General features: G+C 45.7%; 22 protein-coding genes and 1 pseudogene. 5 read left to right on the top strand and 18 right to left on the bottom strand.

From position 1 onward, the window contains the following. Nucleotides 1-22 precede the first annotated feature (22 nt). From DQN52_RS02600 to DQN52_RS02590, 3 genes are all read right to left on the bottom strand, one after another. A complete protein-coding gene (locus tag DQN52_RS02600; RefSeq protein WP_003788015.1) occupies nucleotides 23-478 on the bottom strand; it encodes a hypothetical protein in 456 nt (151 codons plus the stop codon). Nucleotides 479-611: 133 nt separating this feature from the next. Beyond that, a complete protein-coding gene (locus tag DQN52_RS02595) occupies nucleotides 612-1,178 on the bottom strand; it encodes an ISAs1 family transposase (RefSeq protein ID WP_111694409.1) in 567 nt (188 codons plus the stop codon). 27 nt (nucleotides 1,179-1,205) lie between these two features. Continuing rightward, entirely contained in the window at nucleotides 1,206-1,454 is a 249-nt protein-coding gene (locus DQN52_RS02590) for a transposase family protein (RefSeq protein ID WP_231954124.1), read from the bottom strand. A gap of 186 nt (nucleotides 1,455-1,640) precedes the next feature. Between DQN52_RS02590 and DQN52_RS02585 the strand changes: the two genes are divergently transcribed. Then, the gene (locus DQN52_RS02585; RefSeq protein WP_111694408.1) at nucleotides 1,641-2,345 is read left to right on the top strand and encodes an IS1 family transposase; all 705 of its coding nucleotides are present in this window, start codon (nucleotides 1,641-1,643) and stop codon (nucleotides 2,343-2,345) included. A gap of 71 nt (nucleotides 2,346-2,416) precedes the next feature. Here the strand turns inward: DQN52_RS02585 and ftsX are convergent, their stop codons facing one another. The 6 genes from ftsX to DQN52_RS02550 all read right to left on the bottom strand — a co-directional run bounded on the left by ftsX (nucleotide 2,417) and on the right by DQN52_RS02550 (nucleotide 7,467). Beyond that, nucleotides 2,417-3,328, bottom strand: coding sequence for a permease-like cell division protein FtsX (gene ftsX / locus DQN52_RS02575; protein ID WP_003788018.1), 912 nt, complete (start codon nucleotides 3,326-3,328; stop codon nucleotides 2,417-2,419). After that, on the bottom strand, nucleotides 3,325-3,978 hold the full coding sequence (locus tag DQN52_RS02570; protein WP_003788020.1) for a cell division ATP-binding protein FtsE: 654 nt from the start codon (nucleotides 3,976-3,978) through the stop codon (nucleotides 3,325-3,327). Before DQN52_RS02570 ends, ftsX begins: the two co-directional genes overlap by 4 nt. A 252-nt stretch (nucleotides 3,979-4,230) precedes the next feature. Beyond that, entirely contained in the window at nucleotides 4,231-4,767 is a 537-nt protein-coding gene (gene ruvC, locus DQN52_RS02565) for a crossover junction endodeoxyribonuclease RuvC (protein WP_003792121.1), read from the bottom strand. Nucleotides 4,768-4,844: 77 nt separating this feature from the next. Beyond that, a complete protein-coding gene (locus DQN52_RS02560; RefSeq protein WP_003792120.1) occupies nucleotides 4,845-5,528 on the bottom strand; it encodes a 2,3-diphosphoglycerate-dependent phosphoglycerate mutase in 684 nt (227 codons plus the stop codon). 56 nt (nucleotides 5,529-5,584) lie between these two features. Then, complete coding sequence (gene glmU / locus DQN52_RS02555; protein ID WP_003788028.1) at nucleotides 5,585-6,949, bottom strand: bifunctional UDP-N-acetylglucosamine diphosphorylase/glucosamine-1-phosphate N-acetyltransferase GlmU; 1,365 nt, start codon at nucleotides 6,947-6,949, stop codon at nucleotides 5,585-5,587. Nucleotides 6,950-7,140: 191 nt separating this feature from the next. Then, a complete protein-coding gene (locus tag DQN52_RS02550) occupies nucleotides 7,141-7,467 on the bottom strand; it encodes a hypothetical protein (RefSeq protein ID WP_223877612.1) in 327 nt (108 codons plus the stop codon). A gap of 55 nt (nucleotides 7,468-7,522) precedes the next feature. Here DQN52_RS02550 and ubiM point away from each other — a divergent pair, with 55 nt between their 5' ends. Together ubiM and DQN52_RS02540 are read left to right on the top strand one after the other, a co-directional pair. Continuing rightward, nucleotides 7,523-8,707 (top strand): 5-demethoxyubiquinol-8 5-hydroxylase UbiM, encoded by a 1,185-nt coding sequence (ubiM, locus tag DQN52_RS02545; RefSeq protein ID WP_174259096.1) that lies wholly within the window; start codon nucleotides 7,523-7,525, stop codon nucleotides 8,705-8,707. A 244-nt stretch (nucleotides 8,708-8,951) separates the two neighbouring features. After that, nucleotides 8,952-9,284: a LysE/ArgO family amino acid transporter gene (locus tag DQN52_RS02540; protein ID WP_228368985.1), complete on the top strand. Its 333-nt coding sequence runs from the start codon at nucleotides 8,952-8,954 to the stop codon at nucleotides 9,282-9,284. Here the strand turns inward: DQN52_RS02540 and DQN52_RS10890 are convergent. Then, nucleotides 9,281-9,445 carry a hypothetical protein gene (locus DQN52_RS10890; protein ID WP_155114354.1) on the bottom strand — a complete coding sequence of 55 codons (165 nt, stop codon included), beginning with the start codon at nucleotides 9,443-9,445 and terminating at the stop codon, nucleotides 9,281-9,283. The genes DQN52_RS02540 and DQN52_RS10890 overlap by 4 nt on opposite strands. A gap of 20 nt (nucleotides 9,446-9,465) precedes the next feature. Between DQN52_RS10890 and lpxB the strand changes: the two genes are divergently transcribed. Further along, a complete protein-coding gene (lpxB, locus tag DQN52_RS02535) occupies nucleotides 9,466-10,617 on the top strand; it encodes a lipid-A-disaccharide synthase (protein ID WP_003788044.1) in 1,152 nt (383 codons plus the stop codon). Between the two features lie 59 nt (nucleotides 10,618-10,676). Here the strand turns inward: lpxB and ftsY are convergent, their stop codons facing one another. Continuing rightward, nucleotides 10,677-12,251, bottom strand: a complete 1,575-nt coding sequence (gene ftsY / locus DQN52_RS02530) for a signal recognition particle-docking protein FtsY (RefSeq protein WP_071461635.1) — start codon at nucleotides 12,249-12,251, stop codon at nucleotides 10,677-10,679. 284 nt (nucleotides 12,252-12,535) lie between these two features. Between ftsY and DQN52_RS02525 the strand changes: the two genes are divergently transcribed. Continuing rightward, nucleotides 12,536-13,300: a DDE-type integrase/transposase/recombinase gene (locus tag DQN52_RS02525; RefSeq protein WP_197712487.1), complete on the top strand. Its 765-nt coding sequence runs from the start codon at nucleotides 12,536-12,538 to the stop codon at nucleotides 13,298-13,300. On the opposite strand, the gene DQN52_RS02520 is transcribed toward DQN52_RS02525, so the two are convergent. From DQN52_RS02520 to DQN52_RS02490, 7 genes and pseudogenes are all read right to left on the bottom strand, one after another. Continuing rightward, nucleotides 13,230-13,718, bottom strand: coding sequence for a toxin-activating lysine-acyltransferase (locus tag DQN52_RS02520; protein WP_003792114.1), 489 nt, complete (start codon nucleotides 13,716-13,718; stop codon nucleotides 13,230-13,232). The two genes, DQN52_RS02525 and DQN52_RS02520, sit on opposite strands and share 71 nt — an antisense overlap. Nucleotides 13,719-14,007: 289 nt before the next feature. Continuing rightward, the gene (locus DQN52_RS02515; protein ID WP_003788049.1) at nucleotides 14,008-15,435 is read right to left on the bottom strand and encodes an HlyD family type I secretion periplasmic adaptor subunit; all 1,428 of its coding nucleotides are present in this window, start codon (nucleotides 15,433-15,435) and stop codon (nucleotides 14,008-14,010) included. 80 nt (nucleotides 15,436-15,515) lie between these two features. Next, complete coding sequence (locus tag DQN52_RS02510) at nucleotides 15,516-17,642, bottom strand: type I secretion system permease/ATPase (RefSeq protein WP_003788051.1); 2,127 nt, start codon at nucleotides 17,640-17,642, stop codon at nucleotides 15,516-15,518. A gap of 55 nt (nucleotides 17,643-17,697) precedes the next feature. Beyond that, nucleotides 17,698-17,934 (bottom strand): annotated as a pseudogene (locus tag DQN52_RS02505) (transposase); the annotation flags it as partial. Between the two features lie 83 nt (nucleotides 17,935-18,017). Further along, complete coding sequence (locus DQN52_RS02500) at nucleotides 18,018-18,239, bottom strand: IS5/IS1182 family transposase (RefSeq protein ID WP_060536923.1); 222 nt, start codon at nucleotides 18,237-18,239, stop codon at nucleotides 18,018-18,020. Between the two features lie 17 nt (nucleotides 18,240-18,256). Then, the gene (locus DQN52_RS02495) at nucleotides 18,257-18,520 is read right to left on the bottom strand and encodes a transposase (protein WP_081353481.1); all 264 of its coding nucleotides are present in this window, start codon (nucleotides 18,518-18,520) and stop codon (nucleotides 18,257-18,259) included. Nucleotides 18,521-18,570: 50 nt separating this feature from the next. Beyond that, nucleotides 18,571-19,212 (bottom strand): IS1 family transposase, encoded by a 642-nt coding sequence (locus DQN52_RS02490; RefSeq protein WP_170120131.1) that lies wholly within the window; start codon nucleotides 19,210-19,212, stop codon nucleotides 18,571-18,573. Nucleotides 19,213-19,242 lie beyond the last annotated feature (30 nt).

The raw sequence follows: 19,242 nt of genomic DNA, 5'->3' as shown, positions 1-19,242 counted from the left end.
CTGCTTTGATTGTGTCAAATGTTTATCTACGCGCTTCCAATTCCAACGCAGCAATATTGCCCTCACGGTCTTGAATTTGCGCCAAAGCAGCCTGCACTTCTGCGGCATTATTTCGTTTTTGCGCGGCAGACAAACGCACACGCGCTGCTGCCAAAGCCTGACGTTCACGGTTGATTTCTTGCTGCAAAATTTGACGGCGCGTGGGCTTGCTCGGCAAGGTTACTTCCGAAGCAGCCTGTACTCTGGGCGTGTAGCGTGTATGCGTTTGCAGTACAGGGCGCGTAGTCGGTGCAGATGCGGTACTGGACGCGCTAATCGGTTCAATTTCGGTTGGCGCAAAATCGCTGCTTTGCCATGTTTGGGCGATTTCGTTTTGAATGATTTGGGATACAGACAAACTGGGCGCAGATGCCGATTGCGCGTAGAGCAACGGTGCAGATGTCAGGCATAGGGCGGATAAAAATAAACGGGTATTCATGATGATTTTTTGGGGTGGGATAAATAGATTTTCTGCAAAACGAACAATTTATCAGTCGTAAGGTGGGTTTTAACCCATCAATTCGCTCAATATTCACGATTATTGGTGAGATAAGTCCCAGGCCTGACAAGTTTTAAATAATAGCCACAATACGGTCAATGCGATTCGCAAAACGAGCTAACCATGGTTTCCAAGATTTGTAACCGTAAAGCCGTACTATGTTTAACACTAAACTAAATAATATAGAATAAATAAATGCTGAATTTCTATTGCGAATTAAAGAGTTATCTTCTTTAAAGTGAACATCTTTTACCCAGTGGAGATTATTTTCAATACCCCAATGGTTGCGAATCGTTTTAGCAAAAAATTCTACATTATCATGATGATAGTTACTTAAATAAAAGTGTTGTTCCACTTTGCGCGAACCATCTGCTCCTATTTTCGTATTTGTAACAACAATCATACGTTTAGATGATTGCCAATTTTGGCTAACCCATTGTGTACATGGATAAAGAGCAACTTCACGTTGAATTTGTGCGCCTTTCTGTCTTTCCGTTGTTTGAATTTTCGAAAGTATTTGATTATTCGGAAGTTCTTGAAACTCTTTGAATAATCGGATTGCGCCTTTTTTAACACCTACAACGTAAAACTGCCCCAATTCATCAATCTCTACGAGACTTTTTTTGACAATATAAGGCATCTAATGTCAAAACCAAACCTTTGGTCTCTAGGTTTCTGATGTGCGGATTTTTTCGTAACTGGGTGTATTATCTCTATCCCATGCAAGATATTGTTTTAATTCATCAATATTATTAGCAAGGAATGCACCTATTTCGCGATTACCTTTCGCACCGCCCAAAATGGCAACAACAATGACTGTGAGTGTTTTGGCTAGATTATAGCGTTTGCCTGCTCCACGTCTGGTATCGGGTATGCGAGCGAAATATTCTTCTAGTGAGTGCATGGTGTTGTCCATTTGGTTGTTTAAACTTCGTGCATTATACTTTTAATTTAAAACTTGTCAGGTCTGGGATAAGTCCCACCTTACGCGCTACCAAAATTGCAGGCTGCTTTTATATAAAAAATGGGGTGGTGTCCTGAAAAGTGTGCTGTAAAAAAATAAGCAATAAAAAAGCAGCGAAAACAGAGTATATTTGAGTGTGTGAAAACAGAAATAACTCTAACTTGTCCTCGCTGCCAAGGACAAAATATAAAGAAAAATGGCTACTCTTGCAATCGTAAACAAAAATATTTTTGCAAAGATTTTTGTCGTAATTTTATTGGCGACCATAACCTTACCTATAAGGGTTGTCATTCCAAAGCTGATGAGCAGGTTTGGAGAATGACCGTTAGAGGTTGTGGTATTCGCGATATTGCAGCAATTACGGGTTACAGCAAAGACAAAGTTCAGGCTGCTTTAAAACGCCATGAGTTTGAGCCATTTCCTAAACAAAAACATTACCCTACACTTGAAATAGACGAGTTTTGGACATTTGTCGGTAACAAGTCTAATAAAGTGTGGCTAGTCTATGCCTATCACAGAGAAAGTGGCGAAATTGTCGCTTACGTTTGGGGTAAACGCGATTTAGCAACAGCGCGAGCACTCAAACGGCGTTTGAAAGAGTTGCGTGTAACCTATGACAGAATGGCGACCGATGACTGGGCTGCATTTTTAAATGTCTTTTCAAATGAAGAATGGCATCTAGTTGGTAAGCAACACACAGTTGGCATTGAGGGTAATAACTGTCGTTTACGGCACAAAGTAAGGCGAGCGTTTAGAAAAACGTGTTGCTTTTCTAAAAGTATGTTTTATCACAAGAAAGTTTTTGATTTAGCTTTCTTTGATATTCACTTTGGCATTGTTTAGTTTTACAGCACACTTTTCAGGACACCACCAAAAATGGCATACCGCACAACGCAGTATGCCATCAATCCCAATCAACGTTTGGCGCGGAAGCTTAACAAATGCTGCGTGCTGGCAAGCCATGCACCACCAATGCCCAAAAAGCTGGCAACCAGCAACACCACCACCATTTCCACTTCGGTTAAAGTGCGCCATTGCAGCGTGATGCCATAGGGCTGAAAAATTTGCTCTACCAACGGCTTGGTGCTGGTCATAATCCAATAACACAAACCCAAGCTCAACGCGCCCGACAGCAAACTCTGCCACGCCGCTTGATACAAAAACGGACGGCGAATAAACGACGACGGCGCACCCAATAATTTGGTGATTTCAATTTCTTCTTTGTGGCTCAAAATCTGCAAACGAATGGTGTTGTGCGCCACCAGCACAAATGCAATCCCCAACGTAAACGACAAAAACCAAAACACGCGGTTAAGCAGTTGATTGAATTGATACAAAGTTTGCATCCATTCTTTGTCTAGCTGCACGCTTTCTACCATGGGATAGTGCGCCAAATCGTTTTGCAAAGCGGTAATCGCATCGGGCGTGCTGTTGGCTGGCTTCACAATAAACGCATCGGGCAGAGGGTTTTCGTCTAGCATGGACACGATGTCTTGCGAACCCATAGCAGCCTGCATTTCTGCCAAACCATCGGCTTTGCTCACAAATTTCACCTTATCAATGCGTTTGTCTGATGTGAGCAAGTTGCGGACATTGTCGCTATCGGTTTGCACCGCGCTCAAATCCATATACAGCGTGATTTGTGGCACATCGCTCAATTTATCCAACACGTTTTTGCCGCTTTGTACGCCCAAATACAGCGTGAGTGGCAAAGTCATCGCAATCGACAGCATCGACAAAATCAGCAAAGTCGCAACAGGCTGGCGCACAAAATACACCAACGCCCGTTTCGCGCTTTCCAAGTGCAGCGATACATAATTACTCATGATGCAAAACGCCCTCCCTGCAAACGCAAAATGCGATGACCGTAATCTTGCATCAGCGTTTCATCGTGCGCCGAAATAATCACGGTTGTGCCTGCTTCGTGGAAGGTTTTGAACAGTTCCATAATGTCCAAAGCATAGGCGCGGTCTAGGTTTGCCGACGGTTCATCGGCAATCAAAATGCTGGGGTGATGCACCACCGCACGCGCAATGCACAAACGCTGCTGTTCGCCGCCCGATAAACCGTTTGGGTCGTCTTTTTCGCGCCCTTTTAAACCGACTTTTTCGATGGCAATACGCGCTCGTTTTTCGGCTTCTTTGTTGGTAAAGCCGATGATGCGTAGCGGCAACATCACGTTTTGTAACACGTTGCGGTCAAACAAAATTTTGTGGTCTTGGAACACAATGCCAATGTGCTGGCGCAAATAACACAGTTGATTGTCGGACAGGCTGCCCAAATCGTGTTTATTCATCAGCACTTTGCCCGAAGTGGGGCGCGTGATGCCTGCGATTAAACGCAACATAGTGGATTTGCCTGCACCCGAATGTCCAGCCACAAAAATCATTTCGCCTTTGGAAATGTTGAAGCTGATGTTTTTGAGTGCTTGAAATCCACCGTCATAAGTTTTGGAAACGGATTCAAATCGTATCATTTTGGGTTATATCTCAATAGAATAGGCGCAAATTATAACGGATTTTTGAATGATGCAGGCTGCTTTTGTAAACGATGCCAAGCAGCCTGCACTTTTGTGTGATTGATTTTGTGGATAAAAATTTAAATCAACAAAAAAATAATCTATTTTCAACTGGCTAAATCAAAAAATATTGTGGATAAAATTTGGGATAAATGGCGAATAAGCTCTGTATAACGCAGGGATAACACAGGGATAAATCGTGGATAAACATTAAGGCGATTGCAATCTGCCACCCTTTATCGCCAATCCGCCCAATTTGCCAGCCAGCCCTTGATGGCGCAAACCGTGCGTAATGGCAACGGCTAAACCGTCTGCGGCATCGGCTTGGGGCGTGCCAGATAGATTGAGCATCTTCACAACCATGTGTTGCACTTGTTCTTTGGCGGCTTTGCCCTGCCCGACTACGCTTTGTTTGACTTGCAAGGCGGTGTATTCATACACGGGCAAATCGCGCAACACCAGCGCGGCAATGGCTGCACCACGCGCTTGCCCGAGCATGAGCGTGGCGGCTGGATTGACGTTCACAAACACTTGTTCTACTGCGGCTTGGTTGGGGCGATAGGTGTCAATCAGTTCGGCAATGCCACGCACAATAATGCTGACGCGCCCTGCTAACTCGTCTTTGGGAATGGTTTGGATACAGCCCGATGCAACATAAATGGGTTCGCGCCCAACCCAGTCGATGATGCCGAAGCCTGTGCTGCGACTACCTGGGTCTATGCCTAGTATGCGTATGGTTTTGTTCATGGGGTTTGATGTGATGTGGATAAAAAATGCAGGCTGCTTTGATAACACAAAAAAGCAGCCTGCACATTTAGTTAGCATTACAAATAAAACTTCTCAATCACTTTTAAATTGTCGTCCAATTTATACACCAATGGCTGACCTGTTGGAATTTCCAACGCCATGATGTCGTCGTCCGAAATGCCTTCAATGTGTTTTGCCAAAGCGCGGAGTGAATTGCCGTGCGCTGCCACCAACACGCGCTTGCCAGCCAAAATCGCTGGGGCAATTTGGTCTTCCCAAAATGGCAACACGCGCTCCAAAGTAACTTTTAAGTTCTCGCCGTCTGGCACCACATCGCTTGGCAAATGGGCGTAGCGGCGGTCGTTGTGTGCGGAAAATTCGTCATCTTTGTCTAACAACGGTGGCAAGGTGTCGTAGCTTCTGCGCCAAATGTGGACTTGCTCATCGCCATATTTTTCGGCGGTTTGTTTTTTGTTCATGCCTTGCAATGCGCCGTAGTGGCGTTCGTTCAATCGCCAAGATTTGATTTGTGGCACAAACAACTGGTCGCTTTCTTCCAACACGATGTTGCAGGTTTTGATGGCACGAGTCAGCACCGATGTAAACGCAATATCAAATTCATAGCCAGCGGCTTTGAGCTTTTGACCTGCGGCGGTGGCTTCGGCAATGCCTTGTTCTGATAATTTGACATCGCGCCAACCTGTAAACAAGTTTTTCGCGTTCCATTCGCTTAATCCGTGGCGGATAAATACCAATTCCATGTTGATTTCCTTTCTGGAAAAGTGGTTAAAAAAATATAAAAAAGCAGCCTGCACTTTTACTTTGCTGTTTTTTCAGGGCGCACCCAGCCTTCAATCGTGGTTTGTTTGGCTCGGGCAATCACCAATTTGTTTGGCTCGCAATTTTTGGTGATGACGCTGCCTGCGCCTGTGGTTGCCTTGTCGCCCACGGTAACAGGCGCAACCAGCAAGGTGTCTGAACCAATGCGAACTTCGTTGCCAATCACGGTTTTGTATTTGTTTACGCCGTCATAGTTGCAGGTAATCGTGCCTGCGCCGATATTGGTTTGACTACCAATCACCGCATCGCCCAAATAAGTCAAATGATTGGCTTTGCTGCCCTTGCCAATGGTGCTGTTTTTGACTTCCACAAAATTGCCAATATGCACTTCGTCTGCCAACACGGCATTGGGGCGCAATCGGGCAAATGGTCCAATTTGTGCGTTGTCGCCAATCACGCAATCTTCCAAATGGCTAAACGGTGCAATCACAGTGCCTGCACCAATTTTTGCGTTTTTAATCACACAATTCGCGCCAATGTGAACGTCATCGCCCAACACAACATCGCCTTCCAAAAGGCAATTTGCATCAATGACCACGTCTTGACCGTGTTGCAGGCTGCCACGCAAATGAAAGCTGAAACTATCCAGCAAGGTTACGCCTGCCAACATGACTTCTGCTGCGCGGTGATGGCGGTAAATGTTCGCCAATTCGCCTAGCTGCAATTTGTTGTTTACGCCCATTGCCAAATAATGTGCGGACACGGGGTACGGCACAACGGCAACTTGGTCTTGCACCGCCAAACCAACGACATCGGTCAAATAATATTCGCCTTGCGCGTTGTTGCTTTGCAGCGCGTTTAGCCAGTTTGCCAAATGCGCGTTGGGCAACACGAAAATGCCTGTATTGACTTCGGTAATCGCTTTTTGTTTGGCGTTGGCGTCTTTTTCTTCCACGATAGCGGTTACTTGGTTTTGCGCGTTGCGGATAATGCGTCCGTAGCCTGTTGGATTGGGCATGATGTCGGTCAAAATGCCTACGCCGTCGCCTGCTTGTTGCAACAAGGCGGTTAAGTTTTCTGTGTCAATCAACGGTACATCGCCATACAACACCAGCGTTTTACCTTGTGGTGGAATGTGGGGCAACGCCATTTTGACCGCGTGCCCTGTGCCGAGCTGTTCGGTTTGCTCTATCCAGTTTACGTTTTTGTGCGACAGTTGTTGCAACACCAAATCTTTGCCGTGTCCAATCACAACATTGATACTGGCTGGCTGCAAGGTTTGCGCCGTGTCAATCACGTGTTCCAGCATGGATTTACCGCCAATTTGGTGCAACACTTTGGGCAGCTTGGAATACATTCGCGTGCCTTTGCCTGCCGCGAGAATGATGATGTGTAATGACATTTTGGTAATCCTTATAATGAAAATTGCAGGCTGAGTCCTTTGCAAAACCCAGATTTGAGTGCAGTTCAAAGTGATAGCATCGCAGAACGCGCAGATAATATTGAAATATTTTCAAGCGTTCGAAAAGCGCATCACGAAGAAATGCGCCAAAGATGGGGTTTTGCAAAGGTCTCAGCCTGCTTTTTGCCGATTTATTCATCTGTTTGCGGCACAATCGCGTGCGGTTGTGGGCGATTGGTGTGGTAATTCGTGTTTTGCGATGCTGCGCCGTTGGTGTAATACACGTTCGTGCCTGTTGGGTATTTTTGTCGCAACGATGTACCGCCATCGGCTGTGTCATACGTTTCCCAAGTGCAGGCGGTTAAAGTGCAGGCTGCTAGGGCAAGTGCAATCCATTTGTTCACGGCGTTTTCCTTGTTTGATGATGTAAACAGCGCGTATTTTATCACGCACCACAGCAGCAAAGCAGCCTGCACCCACAAAAAAGCAGCCTGCACATAAGGTTTTTTATCACGCAAATCTTATCGCGCTACGCTACAATAACGCCTGTTTCTTTATCAACCCAAAAAAGGAATCAGCATGGATACCGATATTCTGATTGTGGGCGCAGGCCCAGCAGGTTTAGCGTTTGCGCGTCAGTTCAAAAACAGCAGCCTACGCATCATCATGATTGAAAAAGCCCCGTTGGAAAGTTTACAAAATCCCGCTTATGACGGACGCGAAATCGCACTAACCCACCGTTCGCGCGAAATCATGCAACATTTGGGCATGTGGCAACGCGTTCCCGAAAACGAAATCTATCGTCTGCGCGATGCCAAAGTCTATAACGGCACATCGGACTACACCTTGCACTTTCCCGAGCCAACCCAAGCGCGTGGCGGCAAAACCGACCGTTTGGGCAACTTAATTTCCAATCACAATATTCGCCGCGCCGCGTATGAAGAAGTCGCGCAAATGAATAATGTAGAGCTGCATTGCGGTGTCAGTGTCAAACACGTTGAAACCAACGATGAACGCGCTTTGGTTGAGTTAGACAACGGCGACACACTCACCGCTAAATTGCTGATTGCTGCCGATAGCCGCCTATCGCAAACACGCCGCCAGCTGGGCATTGCTGCCGATATGCACGACTTTGGACGCACGGTAATCGTGTTCCGCACCAAACACAGCATTTCCAATCAACACACCGCTAGCGAATGCTTTTTCTATGGACGCACGCTCGCCCTGTTGCCATTGGAAGAACATTTGACCAACTGCGTGATTACGATTACCAACACCAAAGCCCACGAATTGCTGGATTTGTCGCCCGAACAGCTTGCCAAAGAAGCGCAAAAAATGCTCAACGGTAAATTGGGCGAAATGGAAATTGCAGGCACGGTGCATCATTATCCGCTCATGGGCGTTCATGCCAACAAGTTTTACGGCAAACGCTGTGCCTTGATTGGCGATGCAGCGGTGGGCATGCACCCTGTTACCGCACACGGCTACAATTTGGGCTTGGAAAGCACCGACATTTTGTCCAAACAAATTTTGCAGGCGAATTCGCGTGGCAAAGACATTGGCAGCAGCGATGTGTTGGAAATGTATAACGTCAAACATCAAATGCACACCCGCCCGCTATATCACGGCACAAACGCGATGGTTACGTTCTTTACCACCGAAAGCGCGCCAGCCAAATTGCTGCGAAACGCGGTGCTGCGTGTGAGCAACAATTTGCCACCGCTAAAAAAATTGATTAGCAAACAATTAACAGGTTGATTGTATCGGCAAACAAACGTGCAGGCTGCTTTTTACATCAAAAAAGCAGCCTGCACTTTTTATCCACAACATTATCCAATCTTATTCACAAACTTACACACAACTTTATCCACACATTGTGACTTTATCCAGCATACTTAACGGTGCAATGATTTCAGGCGGACTCATCATCGCGATTGGCGCACAAAACGCATTCGTACTCAAACAAGGCTTGCTCAAAAACCACATATTTTGAGTTTCATTCATTTGTTTTTTATGCGATTTTACTTTAATGAGCTTGGGCGTATTGGGCGTGAGCGGCTTTTTGGGTCGCAGCATGGTTTTATCGGCAGCCTTGTCGTTATTGGGTGGATTGTTTTTGCTTTGGTACGGATTACGCTCGTTTCGCACCATGTTATCCACAGAACAATCCGTGTTGATTGTGGACAACAGCGACACGCCCAAAAGCAGCCTGCGCCAAACCGTGCTTGCCACTTTGGCGATTACACTGCTCAATCCGCACGTTTACATTGACACGGTGATGTTAGTCGGTAGCGTGGCAGCCAGCTTGTCGCCCGAACAAAAAATTGGTTTTTAGGGATTGGCTACGGCGCACGATTGCTCATGGAAAGTGCTAGAAGGCGTTATCGACGCGATGATGTGGTATTTGGCGTTTGGGCTGTTGCGGTATGTTTGGAATGCGGTGGTGCAATAAAAAGCAGCCTGCACTTTTTCATTTCGCGCTACAATCGCAAACATTTTCACACGATTAAAATCTCATGTCTCACAAACCCTTAACCATAGCCCTATGCGCTGGCGAAGCCTCTGGCGATTTGCTTGGCGCACACTTAATTGAAGCTATTAAAGCGCAACGCCCCGATGCCCAATTTATCGGCATTGGCGGCCCGCGCATGATAGCCGCAGGCTGCCAAAGCCTGTTTGACCAAGAACGCCTAGCCGTGCGCGGTTATATAGAAGTCATCAAACGCTTGCCCGAAATTCTCAAAATTCGCCGCGAATTGGTCGCGCAACTCAAAAATCTGCGCCCCGATGTGTTTGTGGGCATAGATGCACCCGATTTCAATTTAGGCGTTGCCGAACAGCTCAAAGCGGCAGGCATTCCCACGTTGCATTATGTGTCGCCGTCCGTTTGGGCATGGAAACGCGAGCGTGTAAACAAAATTGTCAACCAAGTCAATCAAGTATTGTGCCTATTCCCAATGGAAGCACCGCTCTACGAACAAGCAGGCGGACGCGCCTTGTTTGTGGGACACCCATTGGCGCAAACTTTGCCGATGGTTGCCGACAAAACCGCCGCGCGTAAACGCCTAAAACTGGACAACGACACACCTGTTTTCGCGATTTTGGCTGGCAGCCGAGTCAGCGAAATCGACTATATGGCACCGATTTTCTTACGCACCGCGTGGCTGATTTTGCGCGAATTGCCCAACGCGCAATTTATTTCGCCCTATCCCACAGCCGCCGCGCGCGAGCGTTTGCAACATTATTTGGCGCAACCAGAATTTGAAAAATTGCCAATTCGTTTGCAGGCGGCAAAAACCGATTTGGCTTGTACCGCCGCCGATGCCGTACTCGTAACCAGTGGCACGGCAACGCTGGAAGTCGCGTTGTGCAAATGCCCCATGGTGATTAGCTACAAAATTTCCGCGCTCACTTACGCACTGGTCAAACGCAAAATCAAAGTGCCGCACGTTGGCTTGCCAAATATTTTGCTCAACCAAGAAGCCGTGCCAGAATTGTTGCAACACGATGCCACGCCCGAAAAACTTGCCGCTGCGATGTTGGACTGGTATCGCAATCCAGACAAAATTGCTGCGCTGGAACAAGATTTCACACGTTTGCACGAAATGCTGAAATTGGATACGGATAAACTCGCTGCCGATGCGGTGTTGGCGGAAATCAGAAAATAGAAAAAGCAGCCTGCACTTTTGATTGATTCAAAGTGCAGGCTGCTTTTATATGTATCCAATTATGCCGACCACTCGTCCAACAGCGCGTCCACAAACGCTTTGGCATTGAACGGGCGCAAATCGTCAATGCTCTCGCCCACGCCAATATAGCGCACAGGAATCGCACGACTGCTTGCCAACGCCGCCAACACGCCGCCTTTTGCCGTGCCGTCCAGCTTGGTAACAATCAAACCTGTTACGCCCAACGCATCGTCAAACGCCACCACTTGATTGACCGCGTTTTGACCGATGTTCGCGTCCAGCACCACCATGATTTCGTGTGGCGCATCGGGCATGGATTTTTGCAACACGCGCTTCACTTTTTTGATTTCTTCCATCAAGTGTAATTGCGTTGGCAAGCGTCCAGCCGTGTCCGCCAGCACCACGTCAATTTTACGCGCTTTTGCCGCTTCCACCGCATCAAAACACACCGCCGCGCTGTCGCCTTTTTCTTGCGAAATCACGGTAACATTGTTTCGCGCACCCCATTCTTGCAACTGCTCACGCGCCGCCGCACGGAAGGTATCGCCCGCCGCCAACATCACGCTTTTGCCTTGCGATTGAAAATACTTCGCCAATTTGCCAATAGACGTGGTTTTGCCTGCGCCATTGATGCCAGCCATCATAATCACAAACGGCTGACCATTATCGGGCAACACCAGCGGCTGGTCCAATGGTTTGAGCAAATCGTAAATCGCGTCTTTGAGTGCCGAACGCAATTCCGCGCCGTCTTTCAAGCCTTTGAGCGACACACGATTGCGGACTTCATTCATCAACTGTTCGGTCGCTTCAATGCCCATATCGCTGGTAATCAGCACCGTTTCCAGTTCTTCGTACAAATCTTCGTCAATTTTGCCGCCGCCAAACACGCCAGCCAACGACTTTGCCATTTGATTGCGCGATTTGCTCAAACCACGCGCCAAACGTGCCGTCCAGCCCAAGGATTCTTCCGCTTCAGGCGCGACTGGCTCTTCGGGCAACAATTCGGGTTCGGGCAGCGCATTTTCGCCTTCCAGCGCGTGTTCCAACGTCTGCACGCTTTCCACCACTGCTTCTTTGGCTTCATCAACCAAAATTTCGGCGCGCATTTCCAGCTCGTCCAATTTTTCTTCTACCGCGTGTGCCATGCCTTGTGCCCAATGGCTCACGCTTTCGCTGGTTTCTTCTGCCAAGATTTCGGCACGCATTTCCAATTCATCGACTTTTTCTGCCACCGCGTGCGCCATGTCTTCCGCCCATTGCTCGGCAGATTGCACCGTTTCTTTGACTTCTTCCACCACAGGCGTTGCCCAGCTATGGCGCATGGGTTCTGCTTCAACCGTATTTTCTTGTGCGACTTCGGTTTCTGCGTTCAAAGCAGCCTGCACATTTTCTTCTGCGGTTTCCGTGCTTTCGGCTTCAGCTTGTGGTACTTCATCTGCCGTGTTTTCTTGCGCGACTTCGGTTTCTGCACTCAAAGCAGCCTGCACATTTTCATTGGCAACCGCAGGCGCAGTTTCGGGCGCAGAAGCAGCCTGCACCTGTTCTGGTTCTTTTTCGGTGTTGGGCGGCGTTTCGGCTTTCCGGTTGAACAGTTTATTGAATAAATTAAACATAGCGTTATCTCGTGGCAAGAAAGGTAAAAATAGGTTGCATTGTAGCTGGATTTTATATGGCATTAAAGCGGTTTATTATGCAAATCATTTTTTTATAGCGAATTAAATTCAAATCAATACTGCGTTGCCACCCCCTTATGTACTAGGCGTACACGGGTACAACCTGATAACATAGTTTACATCACAACCCGAAGACATCGTTTACATTCCATTCAGTAAACCCTCATCAACATACCAACATGAATGATGAAAGTAGCACAATGCCTTGGAATAAAACGAATATCATGAAACAACGTACCCTGTTTATCAAAGCATGGCTCACCAGACGTTACACCAAAGTGGAGCTTTGCAAGCAATTTAATATCAGTCGCCCAACCGCTGATAAATGGATTAAACGCCATGAGCAGGTGGGATTTGATGGACTAGCAGAATACTTTCGCCGACCTCTGCATAGCCCCAATGCCACACCACAATGGATTTGCGAATGGCTCATTGCTGAGAAACTCAAGCGTCCCGATTGGGGTGCAAAGAAACTGTTAGATTTATTTGCACGTACCTTTCCAGAACAGCATAAACCAGCAGATAGCACAGGCGATTTAATCCTCGCTCGTGCAGATTTGGTGCAACCGCGTAAACGTCGCCGTAGAGTCAGTGCCGATACACAGCCTTTTAACGATTGCATTGCAGCCAATAGCACTTGGAGCGTCGATTTCAAAGGTCAGTTTGAGTTAGGAAATCACACATTGTGTTATCCCTTAACCGTAACAGACAATTTCAGTCGTTATCTATTGCTGTGCCAAGGTTTAAGCAGTACTCGCAGCTCTCCAGTCATCGCTCATTTTGAGCGGCTGTTTGAAGAATTTGGCTTACCTTGGGCAATCCGTTCTGATAATAGCGCACCTTTTGCCTCAACTGCATTGGGTGGCATTAGCCGATTATCAAAATGGTGGATTGATTTGGGTATTCGCCCCGAACGAATTAAACCAGCACACCCAGAGCAAAATGGGCGACCATCAGCTCTTTTTGATACTGTTCAAAAGATTGCATAGCTAATTTTGCATCAACATTTCTCCCATAAAATTCAGAAATCTTCCCATTCGGCGAACCTGCGTCCACTCGAATAGCCCTAAACAAACCATCAGAAAATAACTTTCTCATATGTTTTGTTAAAAGATAACTGTCGCCAAACGGTGCAATCCAATCGATAAACCAATATCGATCGCCAGATTGCCAATCTTCCAATTTAAGAGAAGTAACATCATTGATGTATTTCACTTCCGTTTCTAAATTCAACCTTGCCCAACTGCAATAGGCAATAGGCATCCCATCTCGAACCAACAATACATACTGTTGCGTTTCAATAGCTGGAATAACATTGGTTGAAAAAAGCGATAAAGGCCAATTTTGGTGTAATTCTGAATTTGTCCATAACCACGCGATGCTGCCTAGTTCTGAAAATTTATCCATTTGTAGACTCCTAATACTATTTTTTTAATTGATAGATTGTATCAAAAAGTTGAGTCTCTATTCTATTTAATCCAACATATTGATTAATATAAATCAAAGTATTTTATTTTTTCTAAAATAATTGCTTAGATGCGCATTTTTATTTTAAAAAATAGAAAAAAATGCATAAATAATTTCATGAAATATAAATCCTATTTGGATTTTTACTGTCTCTTATTGAAAATAACAAAAAGCAACCAAAGAATTTTGGTTGCTTTTTTGTTTTCAGGCAGCCTGAAGAATCATCAAATCATCGTTCTCTGAAACTTTCATCTATCTTAGTTTGCAATGGACTCAACAAGTAATCCAAAACGCGGCGTTTCCCTGTTTTAATCTCCGCACTCACGTTCATACCTGCGGTCAGGTTTACCGTTTTCCCATCAATATTCAAATGATTTTTATCCAGCGAAACAATCGCGGTATAAACCAAACCCAGTTGCTCATGCGTGGTCGCATCGTGGCTGATGCTTTTCACTTTGCCTGTCAGATAGCCATAGCGTGTATACGGGAAACTCTCAATTTTAATCACAGCATCTTGACCTTGTTCCACAAAACCAATGTCTTTGTTTAAAACAAGAGCCTCCACTTCCATTTTTTCATCATCAGGCACAACCACCATAATTTTTTGTGCAGCCTGAACCACTCCGCCAATCGTATAAGTTGCCAACTCTTGAACCGTACCATTGACAGGCGATTGTAACGTCATCAGTTGCTTGCGCTGCTTGGCTTTATCCGTCTGGCTGCGATATTGGTCAATTTGTTCATTAGCTTGACGGAGCGCGTCCAAAGTATCACGTTTGAGATTTTGCGTGTTCAAAGTGCGATTTTGCTCCGCTTGCGCGATGGCAGCCTGAATTTGTTGAATTTGACCGCGCGTGCTGCGTAAATCATTTTGATTGCTGACAGATTTACTTTCCTGCTCCAAATAAGTGTGTTCCGAAATAAAATTTTCAGCTTTGAGTTTTTGATAATCGGCAGTTTTTTGCTGCTCAATCGCGCCCACCGAAACCAATTTTTGCTCTTGCGCTCGTGCTGATTGCAATTCTGCTTGATGCCCTCGCAAGACGGATTGTAATTGTTCGTCTTGTGCAGCCCACGCTTGATATTGGTTTTGCGCGAGAATTTGAGCAGCCTGAAAATCGGTTTCTGAAATATGAAACGTTTTGGCAGTAGCCCAGTCCATACGCGGCGCAGTATGTGTTTGCAGCGCGTTTAATACGGATTCATAGCGCAATTTAGACAACTGCGCCGCTTGCAAAGCCTGCTCCGATTGCGCCACATCGCTATCCGTGCCGACTGCTTCTAATTCAAGCAGCGTTTCATTCGCTTGAACGTGTTGTCCATCACGAACGTGAACCGCTTTCACCACAGCCGTTTCCAAAGGCTGAATGATTTTACTGCGGCTGCCTGAAGATGTTTTACCCGATGCAGTGGCGACAATATCAATATGACCAAACCAAGACCAAACCAGTGCCAATACGGTAAACAACATAATCAATCTTGCCGCTACTTTAGGGGCAGCAGAAAGCGGCGTTTCAGTCAGCTCCAAATGAGCAGGTAAAAAAGCACGTTCATCTTCACTACGTGGCGGCGGGTCAAGTTGGTCGCGTACCGCCCATACGTTACGCCATACGGTTAGATAACGAGAGAAAAAGTCTTTTAGTGCAGAAAACCACATTTTGATAACCTTTTGATATTTTCAGGCTGCATTTTTCAGGCAGCCTGAATATTGATTTCTTTTCAGGCAGCCTGAAAAACTTACCCATTCTGTAAATCATACAAATAACGATAATATCCATCTGCTTTTTGCAATAAAGCCTGATGCGTTCCTTGTTCCACAATCTTGCCCTTATCCATTGCAATAATCCGATGCGCGTGGCGAACCGTAGATAATCGGTGCGCGATAATCAGTACCGTCCGTCCCTGACAAATCGCTTGCATATTTTGCATAATCGCACGTTCACTTTCATAGTCCAGCGCACTGGTTGCCTCGTCAAAAATCAAAATGCGCGGATTGGTAATCAACGCACGAGCAATCGCAATGCGTTGGCGCTGTCCACCCGATAAACCTGCGCCTTGTTCACCTACCATTGTGTCGTAACCTTCCGACAATTCCATAATGAAATCGTGTGCGCCTGCTAATTTGGCAGCCTGAATAATCTGTTCCAACGGCATACCTGTATCGGTTAGCGCGATGTTGTCTCGGATACTGCGATTGAGTAACACATTTTCTTGTAGCACCACGCCCACTTGTCGGCGCAACCACGCAGGGTCTGCCAATGCTAAATCGTTACCGTCCACCAAAACACGTCCGTTTTCAGGTGTGTATAAGCGTTGAACCAGTTTCGTTAGCGTGGATTTTCCCGAGCCTGAACGCCCAACAATCCCTAACACTTCGCCTGCCTGAATCTGTAAATTCAAATCCTGCAAAATCAAACGCCCATCGGCTTTGTATCTAAAATCAACGTGTTCAAAAGTAATGTCGCCTTGAATATCGGGTAACGCCAAACGCGATTGCGGATTTTCAGTCGGTGCATTCAAAATATCGCCCAAACGCGCTACCGAAATCCCCACTTGCTGAAAATCCTGCCATAACTGTGCCAAACGAATCACAGGCGCAGCCACCTGTCCTGCCAGCATATTGAACGCAATCAGTTGCCCAACAGACAATTTTCCTTCAATCACCAATCGCGCCCCAATCCACAAAGTCGCCACCGAAACCAATTTTTGAATCAGTTGCACGCCTTGTTGTCCAATCACGGCGAGTTTGGTTACTTTAAAACTGGACGCAACGTAAGCCGCCAGTTGATTATCCCAACGGCGCGTCATTTGTGGCTCAACTGCCATTGCTTTAATTGTGCCGACCGCTGTCATACTTTCCACTAAAAACGACTGATTATCGGCATTTCGCGCAAATTTGTCGTTCAATCGTGTCCGCAAAATCGGGCTGATAAATGCCGACCAAAACGCATACGCTGGCAACGATGCCATCACGACTAACGTGAGAGTCGGGCTGTAATACCACATCACTAGCAAAAAGATAAACGAGAACACCAAATCCAATACTGAAGTCAAAGCCTGACCTGTTAAAAAATTGCGGATTTGCTCCAACTCGCGTACACGCGCTACGGTGTCGCCCACGCGGCGATTTTCAAAATACGCCAATGGCAAGGCGAGCAAATGGCGGAATAGTCTCGCGCCCAGTTCCACGTCAATCCGTGAAGTGGTGTGCGCGAAAATGTAGGTGCGCAAACCGCCTAGCATAATTTCAAACAAGCTAACCACCAACAGCGCAACAGCGACCACGTCCAAAGTAGAAAAGCCGCGATGAACCAATACTTTATCCATCACAATTTGGAAAAACAAAGGTGTGATAAGCGCGAAAATCTGCAAAACAACGGACACCAGCAGCACTTCTAAAAAAATGCGGCGATATTTAATCACGGCTGGGATAAACCAAGTGAAGTCAAATTTTGCCAAGCTGCCCAACACGGATGCGCGAGATGCGACAAAAATCATTTTGCCTGAATATCGTGCGGCAAATTCGCTGGCATTGAGAATGATTGGGCGGCTTTCGCTTAAATCGTGAATAAGATATTGCGTAGCTTCGCCTGTGCCGTCTATTTTGGCGAGTAAAAAATGGTCTCCATCTTCGCGCCAAACAAGGGCGGGTAGTGAAGCCATAGGTAAGCGTGAAATGGGTTGTTTCACGACTTTGGCTTTGAGTTCCAGTTTTTTGGCAGCTAAAAGCCATTCGGTTTCGCTTAAATCATTGTTCAGGCTGCCTGAAAAATGATGAGAAATGTCAGCTGGATTGGCGGCGATACCGTGATAGTGCGCAAGGATAATTAACGCAGATAGGGCGGGTTGAGAGGTTTTATCCATATCAGAAATATTTGTCAAAAAAAGAGATAATTTAAGGGGCTGTATTAGATTAGCCCTAAATACCACACCAAATTCGCAAGATTTTAAGCTGCTCTTTTGGTGTACCAAAGTTAAAATGAAATTCGCATTCTTTCAAGAATAAAGGGAAAGATTTTCGGTCAATTCCATTATATTTTCGTAGAACGCGCTTTGCCTGATTCCAAAAATTTTCAATACCATTGATATGGTTTTGATGGTCAGCAAATAGCTCTGAATGATTGATTCTGTGATGCGTAAATTCGCTTACATCTAGGAGCTAATGACATTTTAGCTATAATTTCAACCAAATCAAAGCACAAGCTAATGACACAGTACTTTCATATGCACAGAAACCTTTTAAACTCGGATAGGTCTCAAACGCTTTTTTGCTACAAAAATACCTGCTTTTGTGTCATGAATATTGGCTGCATGAACCACAACAGACAATAGATTACCCAACGTATCAACAGCTATATGTCGCTTACGACCTTTGATTTTTTTACCTCCATCAAAACCTTTATCATGTGCGCTAGAAGCTGTTTTGACACTTTGTGAATCAATAATGGCATAAGTTGGCATCGATTGTTTTTGATGGATTAAACGTTTTTTTGAACCAATGCCAAAAGAATTCTATCCCATAAGCCTGATTGATTGGCTCTGCGATAGAAACTCCATACGGTTGAATAAGGTGGAAAATCATTGAGCAGCATACGCCATTGACAACCTGTTTTGGTCATGTACAAAACGGCATTCACTAATTGACGTTTATCCCATTTGTAGTGGCGTAGCTGGTTAAAATGTGGCTCAATCGCTTGCCATTGGGCATCTGTTAAGTCTGTTGGGTAGGATTTTCTAGTCATAAAGATATTTTATCATTTTTGTGAATGCAGGTTCTAAGAAATATATGCGTTCAATTAGAAAAACAACACGTTTTTCTAAACGCTCGCCTTACTTTGTGCCGTAAACGACAGTTATTACCCTCAATGCCAACTGTGTGTTGCTTACCAACTAGATGCCATTCTTCATTTGAAAAGACATTTAAAAATGCAGCCCAGTCATCGGTCGCCATTCTGTCATAGGTTACACGCAACTCTTTCAAACGCCGTTTGAGTGCTCGCGCTGTTGCTAAATCGCGTTTACCCCAAACGTAAGCGACAATTTCGCCACTTTCTCTGTGATAGGCATAGACTAGCCACACTTTATTAGACTTGTTACCGACAAATGTCCAAAACTCGTCTATTTCAAGTGTAGGGTAATGTTTTTGTTTAGGAAATGGCTCAAACTCATGGCGTTTTAAAGCAGCCTGAACTTTGTCTTTGCTGTAACCCGTAATTGCTGCAATATCGCGAATACCACAACCTCTAACGGTCATTCTCCAAACCTGCTCATCAGCTTTGGAATGACAACCCTTATAGGTAAGGTTATGGTCGCCAATAAAATTACGACAAAAATCTTTGCAAAAATATTTTTGTTTACGATTGCAAGAGTAGCCATTTTTCTTTATATTTTGTCCTTGGCAGCGAGGACAAGTTAGAGTTATTTCTGTTTTCACACACTCAAATATACTCTGTTTTTGCTGCTT

It is taken from the genome of Kingella kingae, from assembly GCF_900475905.1.
Lineage (GTDB): Bacteria > Pseudomonadota > Gammaproteobacteria > Burkholderiales > Neisseriaceae > Kingella > Kingella kingae.
This window is presented reverse-complemented; position numbering and strand designations above follow the sequence as displayed.

Coding starts and splice junctions, on each gene's coding strand:
- DQN52_RS02600 (WP_003788015.1), bottom strand. CDS start 478: ATGAATACCCGTTTATTTTTATCCGCCCTATGCCTGACATCTGCACCG.
- DQN52_RS02595 (WP_111694409.1), bottom strand. CDS start 1,178: ATGCCTTATATTGTCAAAAAAAGTCTCGTAGAGATTGATGAATTGGGG.
- DQN52_RS02590 (WP_231954124.1), bottom strand. CDS start 1,454: ATGGACAACACCATGCACTCACTAGAAGAATATTTCGCTCGCATACCC.
- ftsX (WP_003788018.1), bottom strand. CDS start 3,328: ATGAGTAATTATGTATCGCTGCACTTGGAAAGCGCGAAACGGGCGTTG.
- DQN52_RS02570 (WP_003788020.1), bottom strand. CDS start 3,978: ATGATACGATTTGAATCCGTTTCCAAAACTTATGACGGTGGATTTCAA.
- ruvC (WP_003792121.1), bottom strand. CDS start 4,767: ATGAACAAAACCATACGCATACTAGGCATAGACCCAGGTAGTCGCAGC.
- DQN52_RS02560 (WP_003792120.1), bottom strand. CDS start 5,528: ATGGAATTGGTATTTATCCGCCACGGATTAAGCGAATGGAACGCGAAA.
- glmU (WP_003788028.1), bottom strand. CDS start 6,949: ATGTCATTACACATCATCATTCTCGCGGCAGGCAAAGGCACGCGAATG.
- DQN52_RS10890 (WP_155114354.1), bottom strand. CDS start 9,445: ATGTTTGCGATTGTAGCGCGAAATGAAAAAGTGCAGGCTGCTTTTTAT.
- lpxB (WP_003788044.1), top strand. CDS start 9,466: ATGTCTCACAAACCCTTAACCATAGCCCTATGCGCTGGCGAAGCCTCT.
- ftsY (WP_071461635.1), bottom strand. CDS start 12,251: ATGTTTAATTTATTCAATAAACTGTTCAACCGGAAAGCCGAAACGCCG.
- DQN52_RS02525 (WP_197712487.1), top strand. CDS start 12,536: ATGAAACAACGTACCCTGTTTATCAAAGCATGGCTCACCAGACGTTAC.
- DQN52_RS02520 (WP_003792114.1), bottom strand. CDS start 13,718: ATGGATAAATTTTCAGAACTAGGCAGCATCGCGTGGTTATGGACAAAT.
- DQN52_RS02515 (WP_003788049.1), bottom strand. CDS start 15,435: ATGTGGTTTTCTGCACTAAAAGACTTTTTCTCTCGTTATCTAACCGTA.
- DQN52_RS02510 (WP_003788051.1), bottom strand. CDS start 17,642: ATGGATAAAACCTCTCAACCCGCCCTATCTGCGTTAATTATCCTTGCG.
- DQN52_RS02500 (WP_060536923.1), bottom strand. CDS start 18,239: ATGCCAACTTATGCCATTATTGATTCACAAAGTGTCAAAACAGCTTCT.
- DQN52_RS02495 (WP_081353481.1), bottom strand. CDS start 18,520: ATGACTAGAAAATCCTACCCAACAGACTTAACAGATGCCCAATGGCAA.